The following is an 18,084-nucleotide window of genomic DNA, read 5'->3' as shown; positions in this document are numbered from 1 at the left end:
TTGAACATCGCCAAAAATTTATTAGAATTATATAAAAAAGCGCACATTCAAAAAAAATAGTAAGCTCTCACTAAATTTAAAAAACATCAAATTAAAAATATAAGCGTTAGGAATTAAATGAAATTATCAATTTATAAAAAATTAAAATTAGGAAGTATTTTAATAATAGGAGCAGCTCCCCTATTAGCTTCTTTTCTTACTTCTTGCAAGATTGAATCTAGCAATCAAAATAAAGATAATAATTCTACAGATCAAAATACTGATCATATGAAGGATGATAATAAAGATCCAAAACCAAATAATACACCAGATCAAAATACTGATCATATGAAGGACGATAATAAAGATCCAAAACCAAATAATACACCTCCAGAGAAACCAAAAAAAGAATTGCAAAATAAGCATTTTATTTCCCTTGACCCACTTTTAAAAATGACTGTTAGAGATATTCATCAAAAAACAAAAAAATATATTGAAAAAAATAAGGAATTCAAAGAGTTCTTGAGAAATGAAAATATCAATTTTGCACTTGAGGACTCGATCCACTATAATAGAGAATTAGATAAAAAGTATTGATCATATGCTAAGGAATTAGGTGAATATGGGAATTATGGTAATAATTCATTTGAAAAAATTCAATACTATAATCCAATAATTCCACTAGGTCATTATCTGAAACCTCAATATCTTGAATCATTTAACGTTGATGAAGTTCAAGGCTTAGAAACACAAGAAATTAATCTTAATCATCTAATTAAAAACAATCCATTTGGATTTCTTCCTTCTAATTTAAGTCAACTATTATCTTATGCAACCTTAGATTCAATTACATCATTTTTAAAACTTAATAAGATTGATAAGATTAAAGCAAATGTAGATGACATCAATGGAATTTTTTATCTTCTAGTCTATTCAAATAATGGAAAACATTACTATAAGATAAGTAAAGAAGACAAATTTAATAATGCGCTAAAATCCAATGTCGATTTCTATTCTTACATAAATGATCGTACTATTGAGTTAAATGTCAATGTTAAGCAATGAGTTAATGATCAATTAAATGAAAAAAATCCCTATGAAGTAACAAAAAGATTGAATTTCGCAAGGTTTTTAGGGACTGCTTGAGTAATTGATCGAATTAAAAATGATGATAAAGAAAATTATGAGCTTCTTTTGGCTACGAATATGCACGTATTCAATCTAAGATCGACATTTGATAAAACATTTGCGTATGATAAATTTAATACGTTTACAAATCATGATTACTCTTGATATGCATTTCCTCCTGGTTTTTATGATGGAAAAGATACAAAAGAAACAGAAGATAATAGAAATAAGCAACCAAGACCATACTTTAAAATTAATCGAATTAAAGAAAATAAATTAGATCTTAATTTTGGAATATTTGAGCATATCAAAGACAAGTATGAACTAGATTTTTCAAGCTCAATTGAAACATTTGATGCATATGCATCATATCTAGATGCTCCATATTATGTGCCAAAATATAAAAATACACATACATATATTAAAGCTGAAAACAAAACTCCAAGTTTTTTAAAAAATAACTATAGTTACTTTGAAACAAATAACTCAGGCGCAGATTTTTTAACCTTGCGTTTCAAGGTTAAAAAAACAATGCTAAAAAATATTCTTCCTTCATTAGATAAAGTAATAAATACACCACAAGAAAAAGATTGATATGTCAACTTTGCAACTGAAAAATTCAGCCCACTTAAAACACAGTTCTATGCAGGATATTCAAGACATTGAAATCCATTTAGTAAGAAACATTCGCAATTTCGTGGAGTAAAATCTGAAGGTGGCATTATATCAACTAAGAGACGTATAATTGATGAATACTATATACGTGATTCATGGTTAAGATATAACAAAGATCTTAATAAAGAATATAATGCTGCGAATGATGAATGAAAAAAATATGAAACTTCATTTATTAAGAAAAATAACGAACCTGATGAAAACGAACATGGGATGCCACTAACAACAATCGATCAGTTTTCAATGTTATATACAAATATTCCTTTTGGAGACCTGAATCTAAAAGAAGGAGCTTCAGGATCGATGGTAATTGATTCATCCTTCAACGTGATTGGAATTCTTAATACAAGAATCGAATCTCCCGGTGGAGAATATAAAGTTATTCCATTTGGAAAAATAATTAATAATACAGATGGAATTATCGTTAGAGAGCAAACTAATGGAGTAATTCTTTTTAAGAGTTTGAGCGATGATTATTTAGAAAAAAATAACTCTCCTCATTTGATAGAGGGATTGAGAGAAAAACTTAAAAAAGATAAACTTGAGACAATTAAATTGAATTAATGTAATTAAAATTAAACAAAGAAAAATGCAGTGTTCGACTGCATTTTTTAATGCTATGTGAAAAATGAATTAAAGTCTTAGATTGTAAGTTTTTCTTTATTTCAAGATTTTGAGATATTTTCTAAATGCTTATTCATTTGCTTAGCACCCTTGAATATATTTTTAACATTTGCATTATCTTTTAATTTTCATTTACTCAAATCTTGATCAAAATTCTTTGCATATTCAAAAGCAGACTCAAAAGTAATAATATTTTTAGTATCTCAAAACTCCAGATTATCAATCTTTTTAGATTCTAAATTATAAAATGAGGCTAATAATGAAGTAATCTTAAGTGGTAAGTGCTTTGGTACCTTAGTTGTGTAATAAGGAATTAATGTAAGCGCAATGTTAGGTCCTGATTTATAGTATCCCAACTGAGTAACTATTATTTTTCTGGAATCTTTAAGTATATTTCTTCAGTTTCTTTCAACAACTTTTTTATCATTTAAATAATTATTAAATATTTTATCTTGCTCACCTTCGAAATAATATTTTGTCATAACTTCATTATCTAGCACTTTGCCTAACTTAACATCAAAGATTTGTGAACCCATTTGTAGACGAATAGTATTTTGTTTTCCGCCCTCTTTGTCTAATCGTAGATTTTTATTCTTTTCATTATGAGATGCTAGTGACAGATTATTAATACCTTTATCTTTTGCATAAACAGAAATTTGCTCTATAAAATCACCTTGTGTGTGGAATGAACCAAAAGCGTCCTCGTGTTCTTTAACTATTTGCTTAACAGTTTCAACGTCTTGCATATCTTTCTTTTCTTTTTCTTCTTTTTGCTTTCTATCAGCCTCTTCCTCTTGTGTTTTTCTTTCATCATTTTCAGATCTAATTTTTTCATGTGGCATGTCACTATTTTCACCGCCGTTTTTGCCACCATTTTCGCTTCCTGAATTAGAATCATTTGAACATCTAGCAGATAAAATTGAAACTGGAATTAATGTACTTGCCAACCCGCTTAAAACAACTAAAAGTTTTTTATTTTTTTTCATAATAAGTCCCCTTTTTCCTAATGGTTATTTAATTATAGATATATAATTATACACATAAAAAATATTTTAAAAAATAAAAGTTTTTTCTTTAAAAATGGCGTTCCAGTATACGTAAGTAATCTGGCGCCATATTTTTAATTTTTAAATTTACGTCTGCCATCCTTATTGCTCTTTTGAAAAAGGTTCTATTGAAAATTGTCATAAATTTATTAGACAATTTATACCAAAAGGGGGTTAATAGAAAATATGCTTTAATTGATGAATTTGTTTTAAAAATGCAAATCGAAATTAATTTTTTAAATCATAATTATAAAGACTTAAAAATTCAAACTTTCGCCTCAAAAATGTTTGAAGATCAAAATATATAATCTAAAAACCCTTAAAATTAGGGACTATTGATTAAAAGTTATTTATTTAATGGCCAAAATTTATTATAATACTATGCTATATATTAAAAAACATATATACATATATACACAAAAAAGGAAATATTTATGACACGTTTAAACAAAATTTTATTTATTTTAGGTGGATTAAGTGCGGCTGCATTACCAGTTACAGCAATTGCATGTAATGACACACAAAAACCAACCCCAACACCGCCTACTCCACCGACTCCTCAACCTCAATCACAACCTGAAAACCCAGGAGCTGGAACTGAAACTCCAGCACAACCTGAAACCCCAGCACAACCTGGAACTCCAGAAACACAACCTGAAACACAACCTGGAACTCCAGAAACACAACCTGAAACACAACCTGAAACACAACCTGGAACTCCAGAAACACAACCTGAAACACAACCTGGAACTCCAGAAACACAACCTGAAAACCCAGCACAACCTGAAAACCCAGGATCAGGAACTGAAACACCTGATACTCCAGCACCACAACCTGAAAAACCAGGAGCTGGAACTAAAGAGGGGGGCAATATAGCCTCATGGATAAGCGATTATAATGCAAAAGTTAAAGAAGCAGAAGAATTATTAACACAATTAAAAAAAGATTCTAGCAAATATTCCACTATCATTTCACATCTTGAAGAAGAACTTGCTGCTGCAAAAGCTGCTGTTTCATTACAAAATTCAGGAAAAGAAGAATATCAAATAGCAACTAAAGGACTAACCGAAGAAATTGCTAAAGCAACAGAAGTTAAAAAAGATATAGATTCAGGTCAGTAGATAGCTTAACAACTTTTGATTGACAAAGTTAATAAAAAAATTTTAACTAATCCAAAGGTTTATAGTGAACCCCAAAAGTTTTTCCAAATTACTTGGTCCAACTTTTGGGGTTCATTATAGTTCCAATATGTCAACATTGCAAAAAGAAAATAAATTCCGCTTCTGTTTTATCTATTGAATATTGAGCTTATAAAATAAAAGAAATTAGAGAAAAGCCACAAAAAACAATCAAAGAAATTACAAAAAATATATATAAACCTATGTTTGATTTTTTCAAAATTATAAAATTAAAAATATGGCGTTCCAGTATACGTAAGTAATCTGCCGCCATATTTTTTGTCCTTTGTATAATATATATAACAAAAAAATGATTACGAAAGGACACATTAATTATAATATGAACAGCAAAAAATAATTAATAATTCTAAAAAAGTTTTTTGTATAAATATATCAAAATTGCCTCAAAATAAGTATAAATTTTTACAAAAACGTTCAGTAGCAAATCTTATTAATGACTTTAGAAAATATGCTAAAGAAAATAATATTGAAATTGCAATACCGTCTTTACAAGCTATTTATTATTTAATAAATAGTCATAAACTTATTGACTTTAAAATTCTTCCAATTGAGAAAACAATTACAGGTTTAAAAAGAAAGAAAAGAATGACAAGACCTCAAGAATTACCTTTGCTAAAATTATTGAAGAAAGGCCGAAATATGTTAATAATAGAAGTGAATTTGGCCATTATGAAATTGATACTGTAATTCTTAATAAAAGATCAAAATATTGTTACTTAACCTTATTAGAAAGAAAAAGTCGAAAACTATTTATTAAAGTCATTCAAAGAAACTCCGATTCAATGGCAAATGGATTTAAAACCATTATTAAAGAAAACAAATTAAAAATTAAGAGTATAACAATGGACAATTGATCTGAAAACGTTAAATTAAATACTATTGATAACAAAATTGATATTTACGCCTGGCCATCCTTATTGCTCTTTTGAAAAAGGTTCTATTGAAAATTGTCATAAATTTATTAGACAATTTATACCAAAAGGGGTTAATAGAAAATATGCTTTAATTGATGAATTTGTTTTAAAAATGCAAATCGAAATTAATTTTTTAAATCATAATTATAAAGACTTAAAAATTCAAACTTTCGCCTCAAAAATGTTTGAAGATCAAAATATATAATTTAGAAACACTTAAGCTTTTACAAAGCTGTTTTCTACCATGTAATTTTTTATATAAAAACAGTTGATTAATTATTGAAATATATATTTTTACAAAAGCGGGAATAACTGGAACACCAATGTTTTAAATTTTATTAATTAAAAATTATTTTTTTATAACTCAACAAAAAACTCATATGTGTTAAAATTATTTTTAATTAATTAAGAATTAATTAATGAAATATAGAAAAAGGGGTGATAAAAATGGCTATTTTAAAAAGCAAAAAAAGAAAAATTGTTTCTTTAATTTTAGGTTCGACAATTGCTGGTGCCACTTTGTTTGGCGCTGTTTTATTTTCAACGAACCAAAAAAATGCAAACGGTGTCGATTATAATAATCAAAATGGGGCTAATCCGGAAATTTTTCATAAAGGAACACCAGATACAACAAATGCTAATGTGTCAATTACTGATCATAAATTAAAAGAAGTGCCAAAACCACCAGTTGTAGTTCCACCTAAACCAGAACCAACTCCGATTCCGCCTAAGCCAACACCAACTCCAGTTCCACCTAAACCAACGCCAGTGCCACCTAAACCAACTCCAATTCCGCCTAAGCCAACACCAACTCCACCTAAAAAGAATACCGAAAGAATTGTTATTGAAATTAATGGAGTTAAAGTTGTAGCTGAAGTAACCCCAGCTCCTTCTCGTCCTTTAGACCCAAGAGATATTGCAGCGGGAATTACAAATCCTAATCCATATATGAATGTTATTGTTGGAAACATAAAGAGTGTTGAAGTAACTCAAGAGTTAAGAGATGCAACCTTAAAAAATTTAATTCATCATGAAACAGCCGGATTAAAAAATTATTTCCCTGGTTATATTGATGATTTATTATTAGAACCAAACGATAAATATGATCCAGAACTTAATATTATTAATAACCGAGCAATCTGATTAAGATTAATGGATAAATTTAAACGCCTTTTAGATAGTCCTAATGTTGTTAAGTTCTTGTTACCTAATGCTGTAAATGAATATAACAAGCCAAAACAATTTAGAAGTCAAAATATTAAATATGCTTGATTAATCAAACATCTAGATTATTCTAAATTCACAAAATTAGGTAAGGGAGCTGAAAAATATCTAAAAGAAGGTTATACCGCATCTCCTGATAATGCTTATATCAATGAAAATGGTGAAATTGATTCATATGGTTATGATCCAGCGCCTGGTTATAATACCGTTACAACAAGAATGGAAAGAGATAACAAAGAAAGACGTGCTTTTGGTATTGAAGGTTACTATGGTAGAACTCCAGATGAAATAGCAAATGGAAACTATCGTGGTTGAACTAAGCAAGATGTAACTAGATCAGAAAAGTTTAAAGAATTTAACGTTGGAAATAATGATGGAATAGTTATTACTGAATTAACAAGAGAAAAACCTGAAGAAGGAAAACTAAATAAAGGTTATATTGTTGAAATTGATGCAGCTAATTTTGAAGGTTATGAAAAAACTAAGAATCTAATTGAACAATTAAAAGCTAAAGGAATTGAAATTACATCTTATCGTATTAAAAACATGGGTAAAAAAGATGTTAACCAAAAATTCAGAGAAATTCTTAGAGCATTACCAGATAGGTTACCTCAATTAGAATTATTTTTTGACCATCGCGCAACAAATACTTCTTCTTTAATTGAACTAGAAAATAAAAAAATCAAAGAATTATCCTTATTTACCTTAGGAAATTCTTTATTAGATGATTGATCATTAAATCCATGAGCATTACGTAATGTAGAATGAGTTAATACTATTGATTATAATGTTAGTTGAGAAAATAAACAAGGAGCAGATATTGCTTCAAGAATTACATTTAACACCATTGCATTTGAAGAAAGTGATATTCTAAAAAATACAGATAAACCTTTCGAAAGAATTAACAATGGTTTAAGAATGGTTTATTATGTAAGAAATAATGAAGGAATTTTCCAAGGAAGTTTTGGTCCTGGACTTAACCCAGATACAAATGAAGGCGGTAATAGTTATCCAACAAGACTTGATTTTTCAAGAGCTCCTTCGATCAAATCATTAAAAGGTTTAAAATTCTATGATTACATTAAAGCAAGTAATGCAAAACGTAAATTAAAGAATTTAAAACTATTTAATGATAAAGAATATTTTGAAATTGATGGTGATGAATTAGATAAATCACAATTTGATTCAGTAATGGCAATTAATGAACCCCCTTTTGCAATGCCAAAAACTAAAATTGAATTTAGTAACGGAAGTATAACAAGCGCAATTAGAATATTAGGTACTCAAACATTAAGTGGTAAAGCTTTATCAAATCTAAGTGTATTGCTAAATCTATCAAAAATTCATGCTCCATTACAAGTTTCTCAAGGTGCAGATGCACTTAAAAAACAATTAGAAGAAAATGGATATCGTGTTGAATATGCAAGTGACAACACATTTAATTAATAATTAGGATTATTTGAGGTATTAAGATGAATAAACAGAAAAAAAGAATTTTAATAACAAGTTTATTAGGCGGAACAATTACTTTATTGCCCACTTTTGGATTAATTTCTTGTGAAAATGAAATTTCAAAAGAAAAACGTTTAATTGAAGAAAGTATTGATAAATTAAATAAAGTAATTAACAAAATCAAAATTGAAAATAAAACTTCTTATAAAAGTAAAGCGTTTTTGGAATCAACAAAAATCATTAATGATTACAAAGAAAATATTGAAAGTAAAGAAACAGACTTAATTACTTTAAGAAAAACAAAAAATAACATTAAAGATTTAATCAATGAGTTGACAATAGAATTAAATAACTATAAAAAAATTAACGAAGAAAATAGTAATAATCCTAAAGTTGACCCAAAACTAGACTACCCTGATGCTAGATTTGAAAATGATTTTCGTGAATTAACTAACTCACAAAATATTGAAACTAATTTTGATCTAGATTTTAACAGTTTCTTTCCTCAACACGAAAAAGCACATATTTATCCAAGTGAACTTCAAAATCAAGCATCTTCATTAAAGGTAAAATCAAAAAATGAAGAGTTAAATAAGAAAATAGAATTTATTGTTAATAATATTATTTTAGAAAGCAATGCTAATATAACTGGACAAGCTCAAATAAATCTTGTGTTCAGAAATAAAGCCACAAATACTCAAAAGAACTTTATTTTTAAATTAGATGGATTAGGACATAATCCTCTTAATACTGATAACCAAGGAAATAAACCAAACGGAAGTGGATCAGAAAATAATGCTAATTTAAGCGAATTTGATAAATACGAAAAATTAGATCAGTTTGGAAGATTTAAAAAAGATAACGAAGAGTATTTAAAAGCTTTAAAACAAAGTTTAAGTTTCTCAAAGAATGTAAAAAGTTTATCTGATTTAAGACCTAACTTAATCATTGATGAAACTAAGAAAAGAGAATTTGATGCTAAGGCTGAAGAATTAAAATTAGATTCATATGATAATTCTGCTTATAAAGGTTTTAGTGTTCCTACATATCATAAAGACGGTTCATATGATGGTCTAGAAGTATATGCAGATGAAGTTGGAAAAGGCCCTAGTGCCATTGATTCATTAGGCAAAAAGAATATTTATCAAACAATTGGTCTTGCTCGAACTATTGTTAATGAACAATTTTTAAAAATAGCACACCAAACTTTTTCTTTAACATTAAATAATTACAACACTTTTGAGAAAGAAATTACCAATGCAGAAAATTCAATTAAATTTTGAGAAGATGCTAAAAATGAAACAACTTTTAAAAATCAAATTAATCAAAAATTAGAAGAATTGCGCACTAACAGAGTTCAAATTGAAAAAGAGTGAGATGAAAAAATTAAAAATAATAAAGACGTTCATTTAACTGATTCTTTAAATGAACAAAAAAGAAAAATTCTTGAAGATTATGATAAAACAATTAAACATTTTGAGACTCATACAAGAGAAAAAGAAATTGAAATTTTAAGAAAGCAAATTACTGAGTATAAAGAAAGAGCTAATACTAAAAGAGAATTACTTTCTGAATCAGGAACAATATGAGTTCTTGATTATCAACCAGTATCTAATGGAAAGTATCCAACAAAATGATATTTCGGAACAAATGCTCACGTTGCAAAAGCAATTACTAAAAATCTAAGTGGCTTTACAATAACTAAAATTAATAATGATATTAAAGTTGGAGCAAAATTAAGAATTTCAAGTATGGATGATAATATTACTTCGTTTTCAAATCAAGATCCAAGTGCAATTCAAACAGTTTTTACAGCAACAGATTATTTAAGTAAAAGTCCAAAAGAATTCTTATCAGATCGTCAAAAAGAAATTTATAAAGATGTTGAAGAATTTGCTGATTTTGCTGTTATAGAAATTGATTTTGAGAAAATGGCACAATCGTTTGTTGCTATTTCAAACGATAAAAATGTTACTCAAAATTTCACAAGTCAAAATAACTTTAATTTAGCTAAAGAAATTACTAATAATTATGCTAATAATCCTGATGTACATATTAAATTTAGAAACAAATCATATTTACATGATTATCAAGCAATAAATTATCCTTTAAGAGGGAAAATAAGCAAATCATTAGATAACTTATATGCTGTAGGTTGACCTGGTTCAAGAACAGACTTTTATTTAAAACCATATCAAGATGATGATCAAAAGGAAAGAGCTAAATGAGGAACCTCATATAGTTTATGAACTAATACTGAATCAGAATATTATGATGCAAAAATTACTAGTGGTGAAAATGGTCCTTCTTCATTTTCAGAAGAAACTCTAAATCGTGGAGATTTTTTATCATACCAAATTGGTTATCGTTCATTTGCTGACAAACCTGGTATTTTGGATTCATTTTTAACATCACCTTTAATAAGTGGGCAATTATATGAACACGAAGGTAAGAAGTATATGAGTATGGCATTAAAATATATGCCAAGAAGATGAGCACCAACTGGCGGATCTTCAGGATCTTCAGTAAGAAACCAAAACAATGAATTAGTAGCAGTACACCATGCAACTAATAACATTGCTAGAATGGGTCTTTCAGTTGCATTTAGATCAGAAGGCTTTAACTATAATGGCTTATTTGGAAATTACAATTTACCACAATATGACTTAATCTATGGTGGTGGTGAATTCCAAACTAAATCATATAGACAGGCTTTAAAACTGCTTTACCCACAATTAGAAAAAACAAACTTATTTTCAGAAGGTCTTAATGATGAAAATATTCCAGATAAATTTAAATTTACAAGAGGAGGTGAGAGATAATGGTTAATTCCCAGGTGAAAGAGAAGAAAATTTATGATGATTTTGAGTCGATGCTAAATAATAAAAAGAAAAACTCATTAGTAACAACTTTAAAATTAATTTTAATTAGCTTTTTTGTTGTGTTGTCAGGTTTGATTTTATTCTTTGCACCAACAACAATTTTTTCAAACAAACTGTTTTTTAAAAGTAATATTGAATACTTTTTAGAATTTTCTAGTTTAACAAATGAACGGATCAATTATTTAGCATTATTTAGATTGTTTTTATTAATCAGTATCTTTATATACACAATTACAAAAAACTTTTCGAATATATTTACTCACAAGGAATCAACTAAAAAATATATTCCATGATTCGTAATTTATCTATTGTTTTCAATTGTTTCAGTGATATTATTATTTACTTTTTTTAAACAAGGAACAATGCATTATTATGCTTTATCTTTTATATCAATCCCTTTATTATTAATTGACATTTCATATTCAATTTATACATATAAACTAAAAAGAAAAACAAATCCTTTAGTTTACAAAAATAAAAAAGCAATAGTAATTTCAATTTCTTCAAGAATTGCTTTAGTATTAACTTTTATCATCATCTTATCAATTTGAGTATTTTCAATTAAAGGTGATAAAGATGACTTTTTAAATAATAATATTGTTCATCAATTTTTTGTAAATATGTTTTCAAAGAAAGATACAAAGAATTTATTCTATATTATTATGTTTTTCCTAATAATAAGTTTACTTGTACTTGGAATAAATTTTGAGCGTATTATGTTAATTGCATCAAAACAAAATAAAAATACTGATACAAGAGAAAAATTATTATTATATATTGCTTTAACATTTACAAGCTTAATATGATTTATTAGAGCTTTATTTTATAAAAAAAGCTCAGATGTTATCATAGCTGATTCACCTTCAAAAAATTATTTATACTTAATTGGTTTATTTTTTATTGGTTTAATATTTTTATCTTATGTTTTAGTAAATTTTGTTAGAAAATTAATAATTAAAGGTGTATTATTAAACACTATTTTTACAGGTTTTATTCTTACATTAATTTGAATAGTAACTGCAATAGTAAGTTTAAAAAATCAAGAAATTATTGTAACTAACATCACTATTTTATTTGCTTCATTATTTAGTGTTATTAGTTTATTAATTTACAAATTTAAAACTACAAATGAGCCTATATATGTTTCTATTTTCTTGAAATTAATTGTTAGTTTAATTGTATCTACATTAATAATTAATGGTTTAAATGCCTTATTGTTAGCTAACAATAATCAAAGTTTCTATAATATTTCTTCATTATTATCATTAGATCAAATTTTTGTTATTTCAACATTAGTTTTACTATTTACCTTTAACATCGCAACAATTATTAATTTAATTTTAACTTTAAATGTTATTACAAGAAAAAATAAAGCTATGAAGGAGGCAATTAATGAAAATAAATAAAAAGGAATTAAATCTATTTAAAGAAACTACAAAAAAAATAGATTTATTAAATGCCTCTTTTGATGAAATAAAAAAACAGGATAAATTTATTTCTTTTGACAAACTTATTTCAACAGTTTTACTAAAAAGCACAACAAGTTTTAAAAATAAAGAAATAAACAAATTGCTAGATTTACTAAAAACTGCTTTTTTAAATAAACAAGAAATTATTTTTGATAAATTTATAATTTCTTTTAAATTAGATAAAGAGTTGAATAACTTTTATTTAGTTCCATATATAACTGATAAGCCTGCAACAAATTTTGAAGCTATCAATTTAAAAACAAATTCAAGCCTAATTAAAGAAAACATAACATTATATCTAAATGATGAAATTAATAACTTATTAGCAAATAATTTTTATATCGAAATATTTGAAAACATTATTATCAAAAGTGATAATCAAAACAATTTATTAAACATATTTTACAATGAGAAAAATATTTTAGGGTGATAGTATGCATTTAAAAAAATGAGAAGAAAAACTTCAAAATTTAGAAGGTATTTTAACAAAAGTAAATAACTCAAAAAATATTCTTCTAATTGATATTATGAAGCTAACTAGAAAGTTAAAATTTAATATTTCTAATGCTTTATTAAACATTAACTTAATTAAAGCTATAAAAGAAAAATATGCTATTAAAAATAAATTGATTAATGACTCACAAAAAGAAGGCAAACTTTCGCAAAAAATCAAGAATGTTTTCAAAAGAAAATCAGTTTTATGAATTTATTTAACTGAAAATCAAAAATATTCAACAGACTCATATAGTAGATATGAAAAGAAATTATTAGAAAATGTTAACCCTAAGAAGGATGATTTTATCGCTATTGGTCAAAGAGCAAATTAGTTTTGCAAGCAAAATAATTTCAACGTTATTAAATCATTTGGTGAAGAAGATAAGCAAACCAATAATATAGCTTGAATAATAAGTCAATTTGTTAAAATCTTACACATTGACAATAATTACAATAAAGTTAATTTTGTCCTTAATACAAACAAAAACTATAACAGTTATTTTACCATTCTTCCTATCGATCAGTTTGACGTAAATAAATTAGTTAGCGAAATGGATGAAGAAAAAACGTTATTTGATATTAGCGATTATAAGATTTATCCTGGTATTGAAGATTTTATTGAAAATGAGATTAATATATTTTTAGAAAATGCTATTTATTCATTATTAATTGAATCTTCGTTCTATAATGCTAAAAACGACTTAGTTACAACAAATAAAATTATTAACCAAATTGAAGAAGAAATTACCAAAATCAAAAAGAAAATAATTCGTACTAAACGTGAAAAAGAAATTGAAGAAATTGTTTTATTAACAAGATCTAACGAAGGTTTTGGAGGTAAAAAATAATGGCAACAAATAACACATTTAAAATTAATATTAATTTTATCGGCAATAAAAACCTTTTAATTAGAAATGGACAATTATTTATTAATGTAGATGACGAAGATGATTGAGCATTAGCTGATTTAAATTCAATAATGGCTTATGAAAATACAATTGTTAAAATTAGAGATTTAGATGATAACAAAGAATTCTTTTTATTCCTAATAAATACTAATATTATTGTTACTGATAATGAAATCAAAATTAATACTTTTAATAAAATGGAAATTTATAAACAAAATAAGAAAGCTAAATTTAATAAGGTTTTAATCAAAGAAGTGATGGATAAAATAAATTATTATGAATCATTACAAAAAATTGGTTTAAGTCTAGACCAATTTATGGAAGAAAAATTATTGAAGCAAAAACTATATATTTTAAAAATGGAACAAAACTTAAAAATAGTAAAAGAGATTAAATATGAAAATAAAAAATAAATTATTATCATTAGGATTAGTTAGTGCAATACCTTTTGCACCTTTTGCTTTACTATCAGCTTCATATAATAAAGTCTCTGAAGGTGAAGGTGGAAACACCACTCCTTCGAATCCATCAAATCCTTCAGCGCCTTCAACACCTGAAAAACCAAAATTAGATCCTAACTTTGACACTTTTGCAAACTTAGCAAAAGAAAAAGTAGAAAAAGATGTTGAAAGAGTTATAGACTTAACAATACAATTCCTTGATAATGAAAAAGGAAAATTATTAAAAGATTTAGATAAAGATTTTAAAAACAATATTGAAAAATTAATTTATATTCAAGTTTTAAAACAACATCTAGAAAAAAATAAGGAAAGTTTAAAAACCCAACATACTAATAACTTTGGTTTTGCCGTTGTTTTTCCTTATGTGATGTCAACTAACAAAAATTATCATATTTCAAAAGTTGATTACGATGGTGAAAAATTTGATGACATAAAAATTGGTAAAGATACAAAAACCGATTACTCAGAACAAATTAAACCGGATGGAAAAATTACCAAAGGAAAAGAAGAATTAAATGCTATAACTAAAGATAAACTTGAAAAATTAATTAAAGATTACTTTGGTGCTTTAACTAAAGAATTACCTCAAATGATGTATGATGCTGAAGATATTCCTAAAATTAATGAACACATAAACATTAAATTCGGAAGTTGAGCAGATAAAGAAAATACAATCAACGGTTTTAGCTTTACTCATCCAAAAGACTTTGCTTCATGAGAAGAATATATTCTCTCGAAACTTCATAAAAAGTTTGTTAAATTCGACTTAAATCAAAATAAAAACTTTACTTTAGAAGAAGAATCCGAAAAGAAAGAAGATGAACCGATTAATAAGCCTGATCTTGTTCCTGGCGATAAACCAAATAAAAAAGTAGACACCGAGGAACAAATTCAAGCTCTGCCAAGTTTAGTACCAAATGTTAACTTTGTTCATACTACCAAAACTGCTACTAATTTAAAAAGTTATTTTGACAGTGCTAGTGCTGAAATTAAAGCAAAAATGTTCTTCTTTAATAATGCAATTAACACAAGATACGAATACTCAGTTACTGCATTAGATAATAAAAACAATACAACTTTAGTGGCAACAGTTAAAATTACAGACCGTGTTGATACTAAAAAATCTCGTTCTTATAAAATAGAATTATCAATTGATAACTCAAAAGAACAAGAAGCCCTAAATTATGTATATGAAAAAATTATTAATTCAAATAAAAACTTATTTGGAAAAATATTTACTGCATTAGGTATTGACGATAAAATTAACTATAATGAATTAAGAAATGATATTTTAAGGGATGCGCTTTATAATTTAGTTGGAACTGGTGTTTTATTGACAAATAAATTATCTTATGTAGAAGAAGCAAATAAGATAATTACAAATGCAGCATTTTCATACTTAAAAAATCCAAATGATAATACAACTTTAAAATCAAATATTAGAAATTCGGATTATTTATTATTAACAAGTTTATTTTCATCAACAATTAATGGCGCAGATTATTTCTATAGTTTATCTAACTCATTAAAATTTGTTTTATTGAGATTTAAAGAAATTATTAAATTAAATGCCGAAATTGTTAAAAGAAATTTTGATGAGAACGGTTTTGATTTAAATATTGTAAATCATTATTATGACTTATTAAATAAACAAATTTCAAGATTAATAGCCTCGACTGGATCAAGAACTTTAAATATTTTTAATTGATATGATTACTACACAAAATCAGTTAAAGAAATTATGGACAATTTTGCAACACTGGCTTTATTAGTTGATAATAAAAAATTAACAGATAAGAAAGACCAAGATAATTTTAGCAAGGCATATTTCCAAGCTGATATTCAAATTAACAATAATAAAAATAATGGAAAAAGAGCATTGAACCAAGTTGGTTACGGATTACTAAGTATTTCTTTAATAGTAGCCTTAGCATCAATTATTTTTATAGCAGTAAAGAGCAAACAATTAAAATCATTAAAATTAAGTAAACTATCAATTTTAACAATTACTATTGTCTTAGTTGTGTTACTTCTATCAATAATTATGATCGCTTTATAATAATCAAAGAAAAGTCAGAAATTTATCTGGCTTTTTATTTTGTAAAAATTTAATTTAAAAAAATATGGCGACATTATACAAAAGTACAATTGGCCATATTTTAAATTTATAATAATTTAATTATTTTTCTTCAGATTTTTCTTGTGATTTAGCTTTTGCTACTGCAACAATAGCTTCTTCCGCTTTTTTGTTGTATGCTAAAACTTTTTCATTTTCTTTCTTGTATTCAGCAAAACTTTTTGCATCATTTAATTCTGCTAATTTTTCAAAAATTTTATTTGGTAATTCACCTTGTTCAAATTGTTTAAATGGCATAAATGTTTTAATTTGTTCTGGTTTTAATCCATATAAATTAGCTAACTGATTAATTTTTGCTTCATAATCTTCGGCTGAAACATGTAATTTTTCATCATCAACAATTTTTCCAAATACAAATGATTTAGTTAAATTTTTCTTAGCTTCTTCTTTGTATAGTTTTAAGATATCTTCTTTAGTAGTTTTTGCAAATTCAATATAATCTCTTTCACTAATACCTTTTTGTTTTAATTGTTGCATAAAACTTTTGTAGTATCTTTCTGCTTCTTCGTTAATTAAAATTTCTGATAATGTTACACTTGATTTTGAAATAATTTCATTAATTGCAGATTCAACAAACTCTGAACTATTTTTGTGTAACTTTTCTTTTAAGGCTGAAATTAAAACAAATTCATTAAAACTTTCTAAATTAGTTACAAGCGGATTAACCTTAACTTCACTTAAAAATTGATCATTAACTTCTGGATAATTTGCTGTTTTAATTGAGTTAATTGTAACTCTAAATACAACGTCTTTTCCTGCTAAATCTTTAGCGTGATATGTTTCAGGGAATTTTAAGTTAAGGTCTTTTGTTTCACCTTTTTTAAGACCTATCATTTGTGATTCAAATCCAGGAATAAATTGGTTTGATCCAATAACTAAATCAAATTTTTCAGCTTCTCCACCATCAAATTTTTCACCATCGATAAACCCAACAAAATCAAAGTTTACGCGGTCATTTAATTTAATAGGTTCTTCTGAATCAATCATAACAACATAATTTTCTAAAATTTTATTTTTTGCTGTTATTAGTTCTTCTTCTGTTACTTCAGAATCTGCTAATTTAGTTTCAATTTTCTTATAGTCACCTAATTTAATTTCAGGATATAGTGGGAAAATAAATTCATAAACTGCTTTTTTTAAATCAATTTCTTTAATGTTAAAAGCTGGTCTATAATTGTCAACTATTTTATCGTTATCTTCGATTTGGGTAATAATATGTTCTTTATAAACGTGTTCTAAATTGTCATTAATAGCTTTATCAAAAATTCTAACTGGATCAATCTTTTTTAAAGCTTCAAATAATGGAGCTTTTCCTTTTCTAAAACCAGGAACTGTTACAGTTTTTGCTAATTCTTTTTTAGCCTTATCATAAGCTTTTTCTCATGCTTCGCCTTCTAAAGAATAGTCAATAATTAGTTCAGTATTTTCTTTATTAAATTTTCTTGACATTTTTTTCTTTTCTCCTTGAATAAAAAATATTGTTAATATTAT

The 18,084-nt window shown here is 26.0% G+C and carries 13 protein-coding genes and 1 pseudogene; 12 read left to right on the top strand and 2 right to left on the bottom strand.

Going from position 1 to position 18,084, the window contains the following annotated elements:
- Positions 1-117 precede the first annotated feature (117 nt).
- Entirely contained in the window at positions 118-2,346 is a 2,229-nt protein-coding gene (locus EXC38_RS00750) for an MAG2960 family serine endopeptidase lipoprotein (protein WP_129694475.1), read from the top strand.
- Between the two features lie 77 nt (positions 2,347-2,423).
- On the opposite strand, the gene EXC38_RS00745 is transcribed toward EXC38_RS00750, so the two are convergent.
- On the bottom strand, positions 2,424-3,392 hold the full coding sequence (locus tag EXC38_RS00745) for a BspA family leucine-rich repeat surface protein (protein ID WP_129694474.1): 969 nt from the start codon (positions 3,390-3,392) through the stop codon (positions 2,424-2,426).
- A 188-nt stretch (positions 3,393-3,580) separates the two neighbouring features.
- On the opposite strand from EXC38_RS00745, the gene EXC38_RS00740 reads away from it, so the two are divergent.
- From EXC38_RS00740 to EXC38_RS00690, 11 genes and pseudogenes are all read left to right on the top strand, one after another.
- Positions 3,581-3,760: a hypothetical protein gene (locus tag EXC38_RS00740; RefSeq protein WP_057247532.1), complete on the top strand. Its 180-nt coding sequence runs from the start codon at positions 3,581-3,583 to the stop codon at positions 3,758-3,760.
- A 126-nt stretch (positions 3,761-3,886) separates the two neighbouring features.
- The gene (locus tag EXC38_RS00735) at positions 3,887-4,573 is read left to right on the top strand and encodes a hypothetical protein (protein WP_057247533.1); all 687 of its coding nucleotides are present in this window, start codon (positions 3,887-3,889) and stop codon (positions 4,571-4,573) included.
- Between the two features lie 456 nt (positions 4,574-5,029).
- Positions 5,030-5,338, top strand: coding sequence for a hypothetical protein (locus EXC38_RS00730; RefSeq protein WP_057236129.1), 309 nt, complete (start codon positions 5,030-5,032; stop codon positions 5,336-5,338).
- A 204-nt stretch (positions 5,339-5,542) separates the two neighbouring features.
- A complete protein-coding gene (locus EXC38_RS00725; protein WP_057247534.1) occupies positions 5,543-5,770 on the top strand; it encodes a hypothetical protein in 228 nt (75 codons plus the stop codon).
- Positions 5,771-6,012: 242 nt separating this feature from the next.
- Positions 6,013-8,235: a putative immunoglobulin-blocking virulence protein gene (locus EXC38_RS00720; protein WP_129694473.1), complete on the top strand. Its 2,223-nt coding sequence runs from the start codon at positions 6,013-6,015 to the stop codon at positions 8,233-8,235.
- A gap of 26 nt (positions 8,236-8,261) precedes the next feature.
- Positions 8,262-11,063, top strand: coding sequence for an Ig-specific serine endopeptidase MIP (gene mip / locus EXC38_RS00715; protein WP_129694472.1), 2,802 nt, complete (start codon positions 8,262-8,264; stop codon positions 11,061-11,063).
- A complete protein-coding gene (locus tag EXC38_RS00710; protein ID WP_129694471.1) occupies positions 11,063-12,529 on the top strand; it encodes an MSC_0624 family F1-like ATPase-associated membrane protein in 1,467 nt (488 codons plus the stop codon). The genes mip and EXC38_RS00710 overlap by 1 nt, the downstream gene beginning before the upstream one ends.
- Positions 12,516-13,025 (top strand): MSC_0623 family F1-like ATPase-associated protein, encoded by a 510-nt coding sequence (locus tag EXC38_RS00705; protein ID WP_004415316.1) that lies wholly within the window; start codon positions 12,516-12,518, stop codon positions 13,023-13,025. Before EXC38_RS00710 ends, EXC38_RS00705 begins: the two co-directional genes overlap by 14 nt.
- Position 13,026: 1 nt before the next feature.
- A pseudogene (locus EXC38_RS03665) lies at positions 13,027-13,935 on the top strand (MSC_0622 family F1-like ATPase gamma subunit).
- Complete coding sequence (locus tag EXC38_RS00695; protein ID WP_129694470.1) at positions 13,935-14,408, top strand: MSC_0621 family F1-like ATPase epsilon subunit; 474 nt, start codon at positions 13,935-13,937, stop codon at positions 14,406-14,408. The pseudogene EXC38_RS03665 and the gene EXC38_RS00695 overlap by 1 nt, the downstream one beginning before the upstream one ends.
- Positions 14,392-16,515 carry an MSC_0620 family F1-like ATPase-associated subunit gene (locus EXC38_RS00690; RefSeq protein ID WP_129694469.1) on the top strand — a complete coding sequence of 708 codons (2,124 nt, stop codon included), beginning with the start codon at positions 14,392-14,394 and terminating at the stop codon, positions 16,513-16,515. Before EXC38_RS00695 ends, EXC38_RS00690 begins: the two co-directional genes overlap by 17 nt.
- Positions 16,516-16,635: 120 nt before the next feature.
- On the opposite strand, the gene tig is transcribed toward EXC38_RS00690, so the two are convergent.
- Positions 16,636-18,042, bottom strand: a complete 1,407-nt coding sequence (tig, locus tag EXC38_RS00685) for a trigger factor (RefSeq protein WP_129694468.1) — start codon at positions 18,040-18,042, stop codon at positions 16,636-16,638.
- Positions 18,043-18,084: the final 42 nt, after the last annotated feature.

It is taken from the genome of Mycoplasmopsis arginini, from assembly GCF_900660725.1.
In the GTDB taxonomy this organism is placed as follows: domain Bacteria; phylum Bacillota_I; class Bacilli_A; order Mycoplasmatales; family Metamycoplasmataceae; genus Metamycoplasma; species Metamycoplasma arginini.
This window is presented reverse-complemented; position numbering and strand designations above follow the sequence as displayed.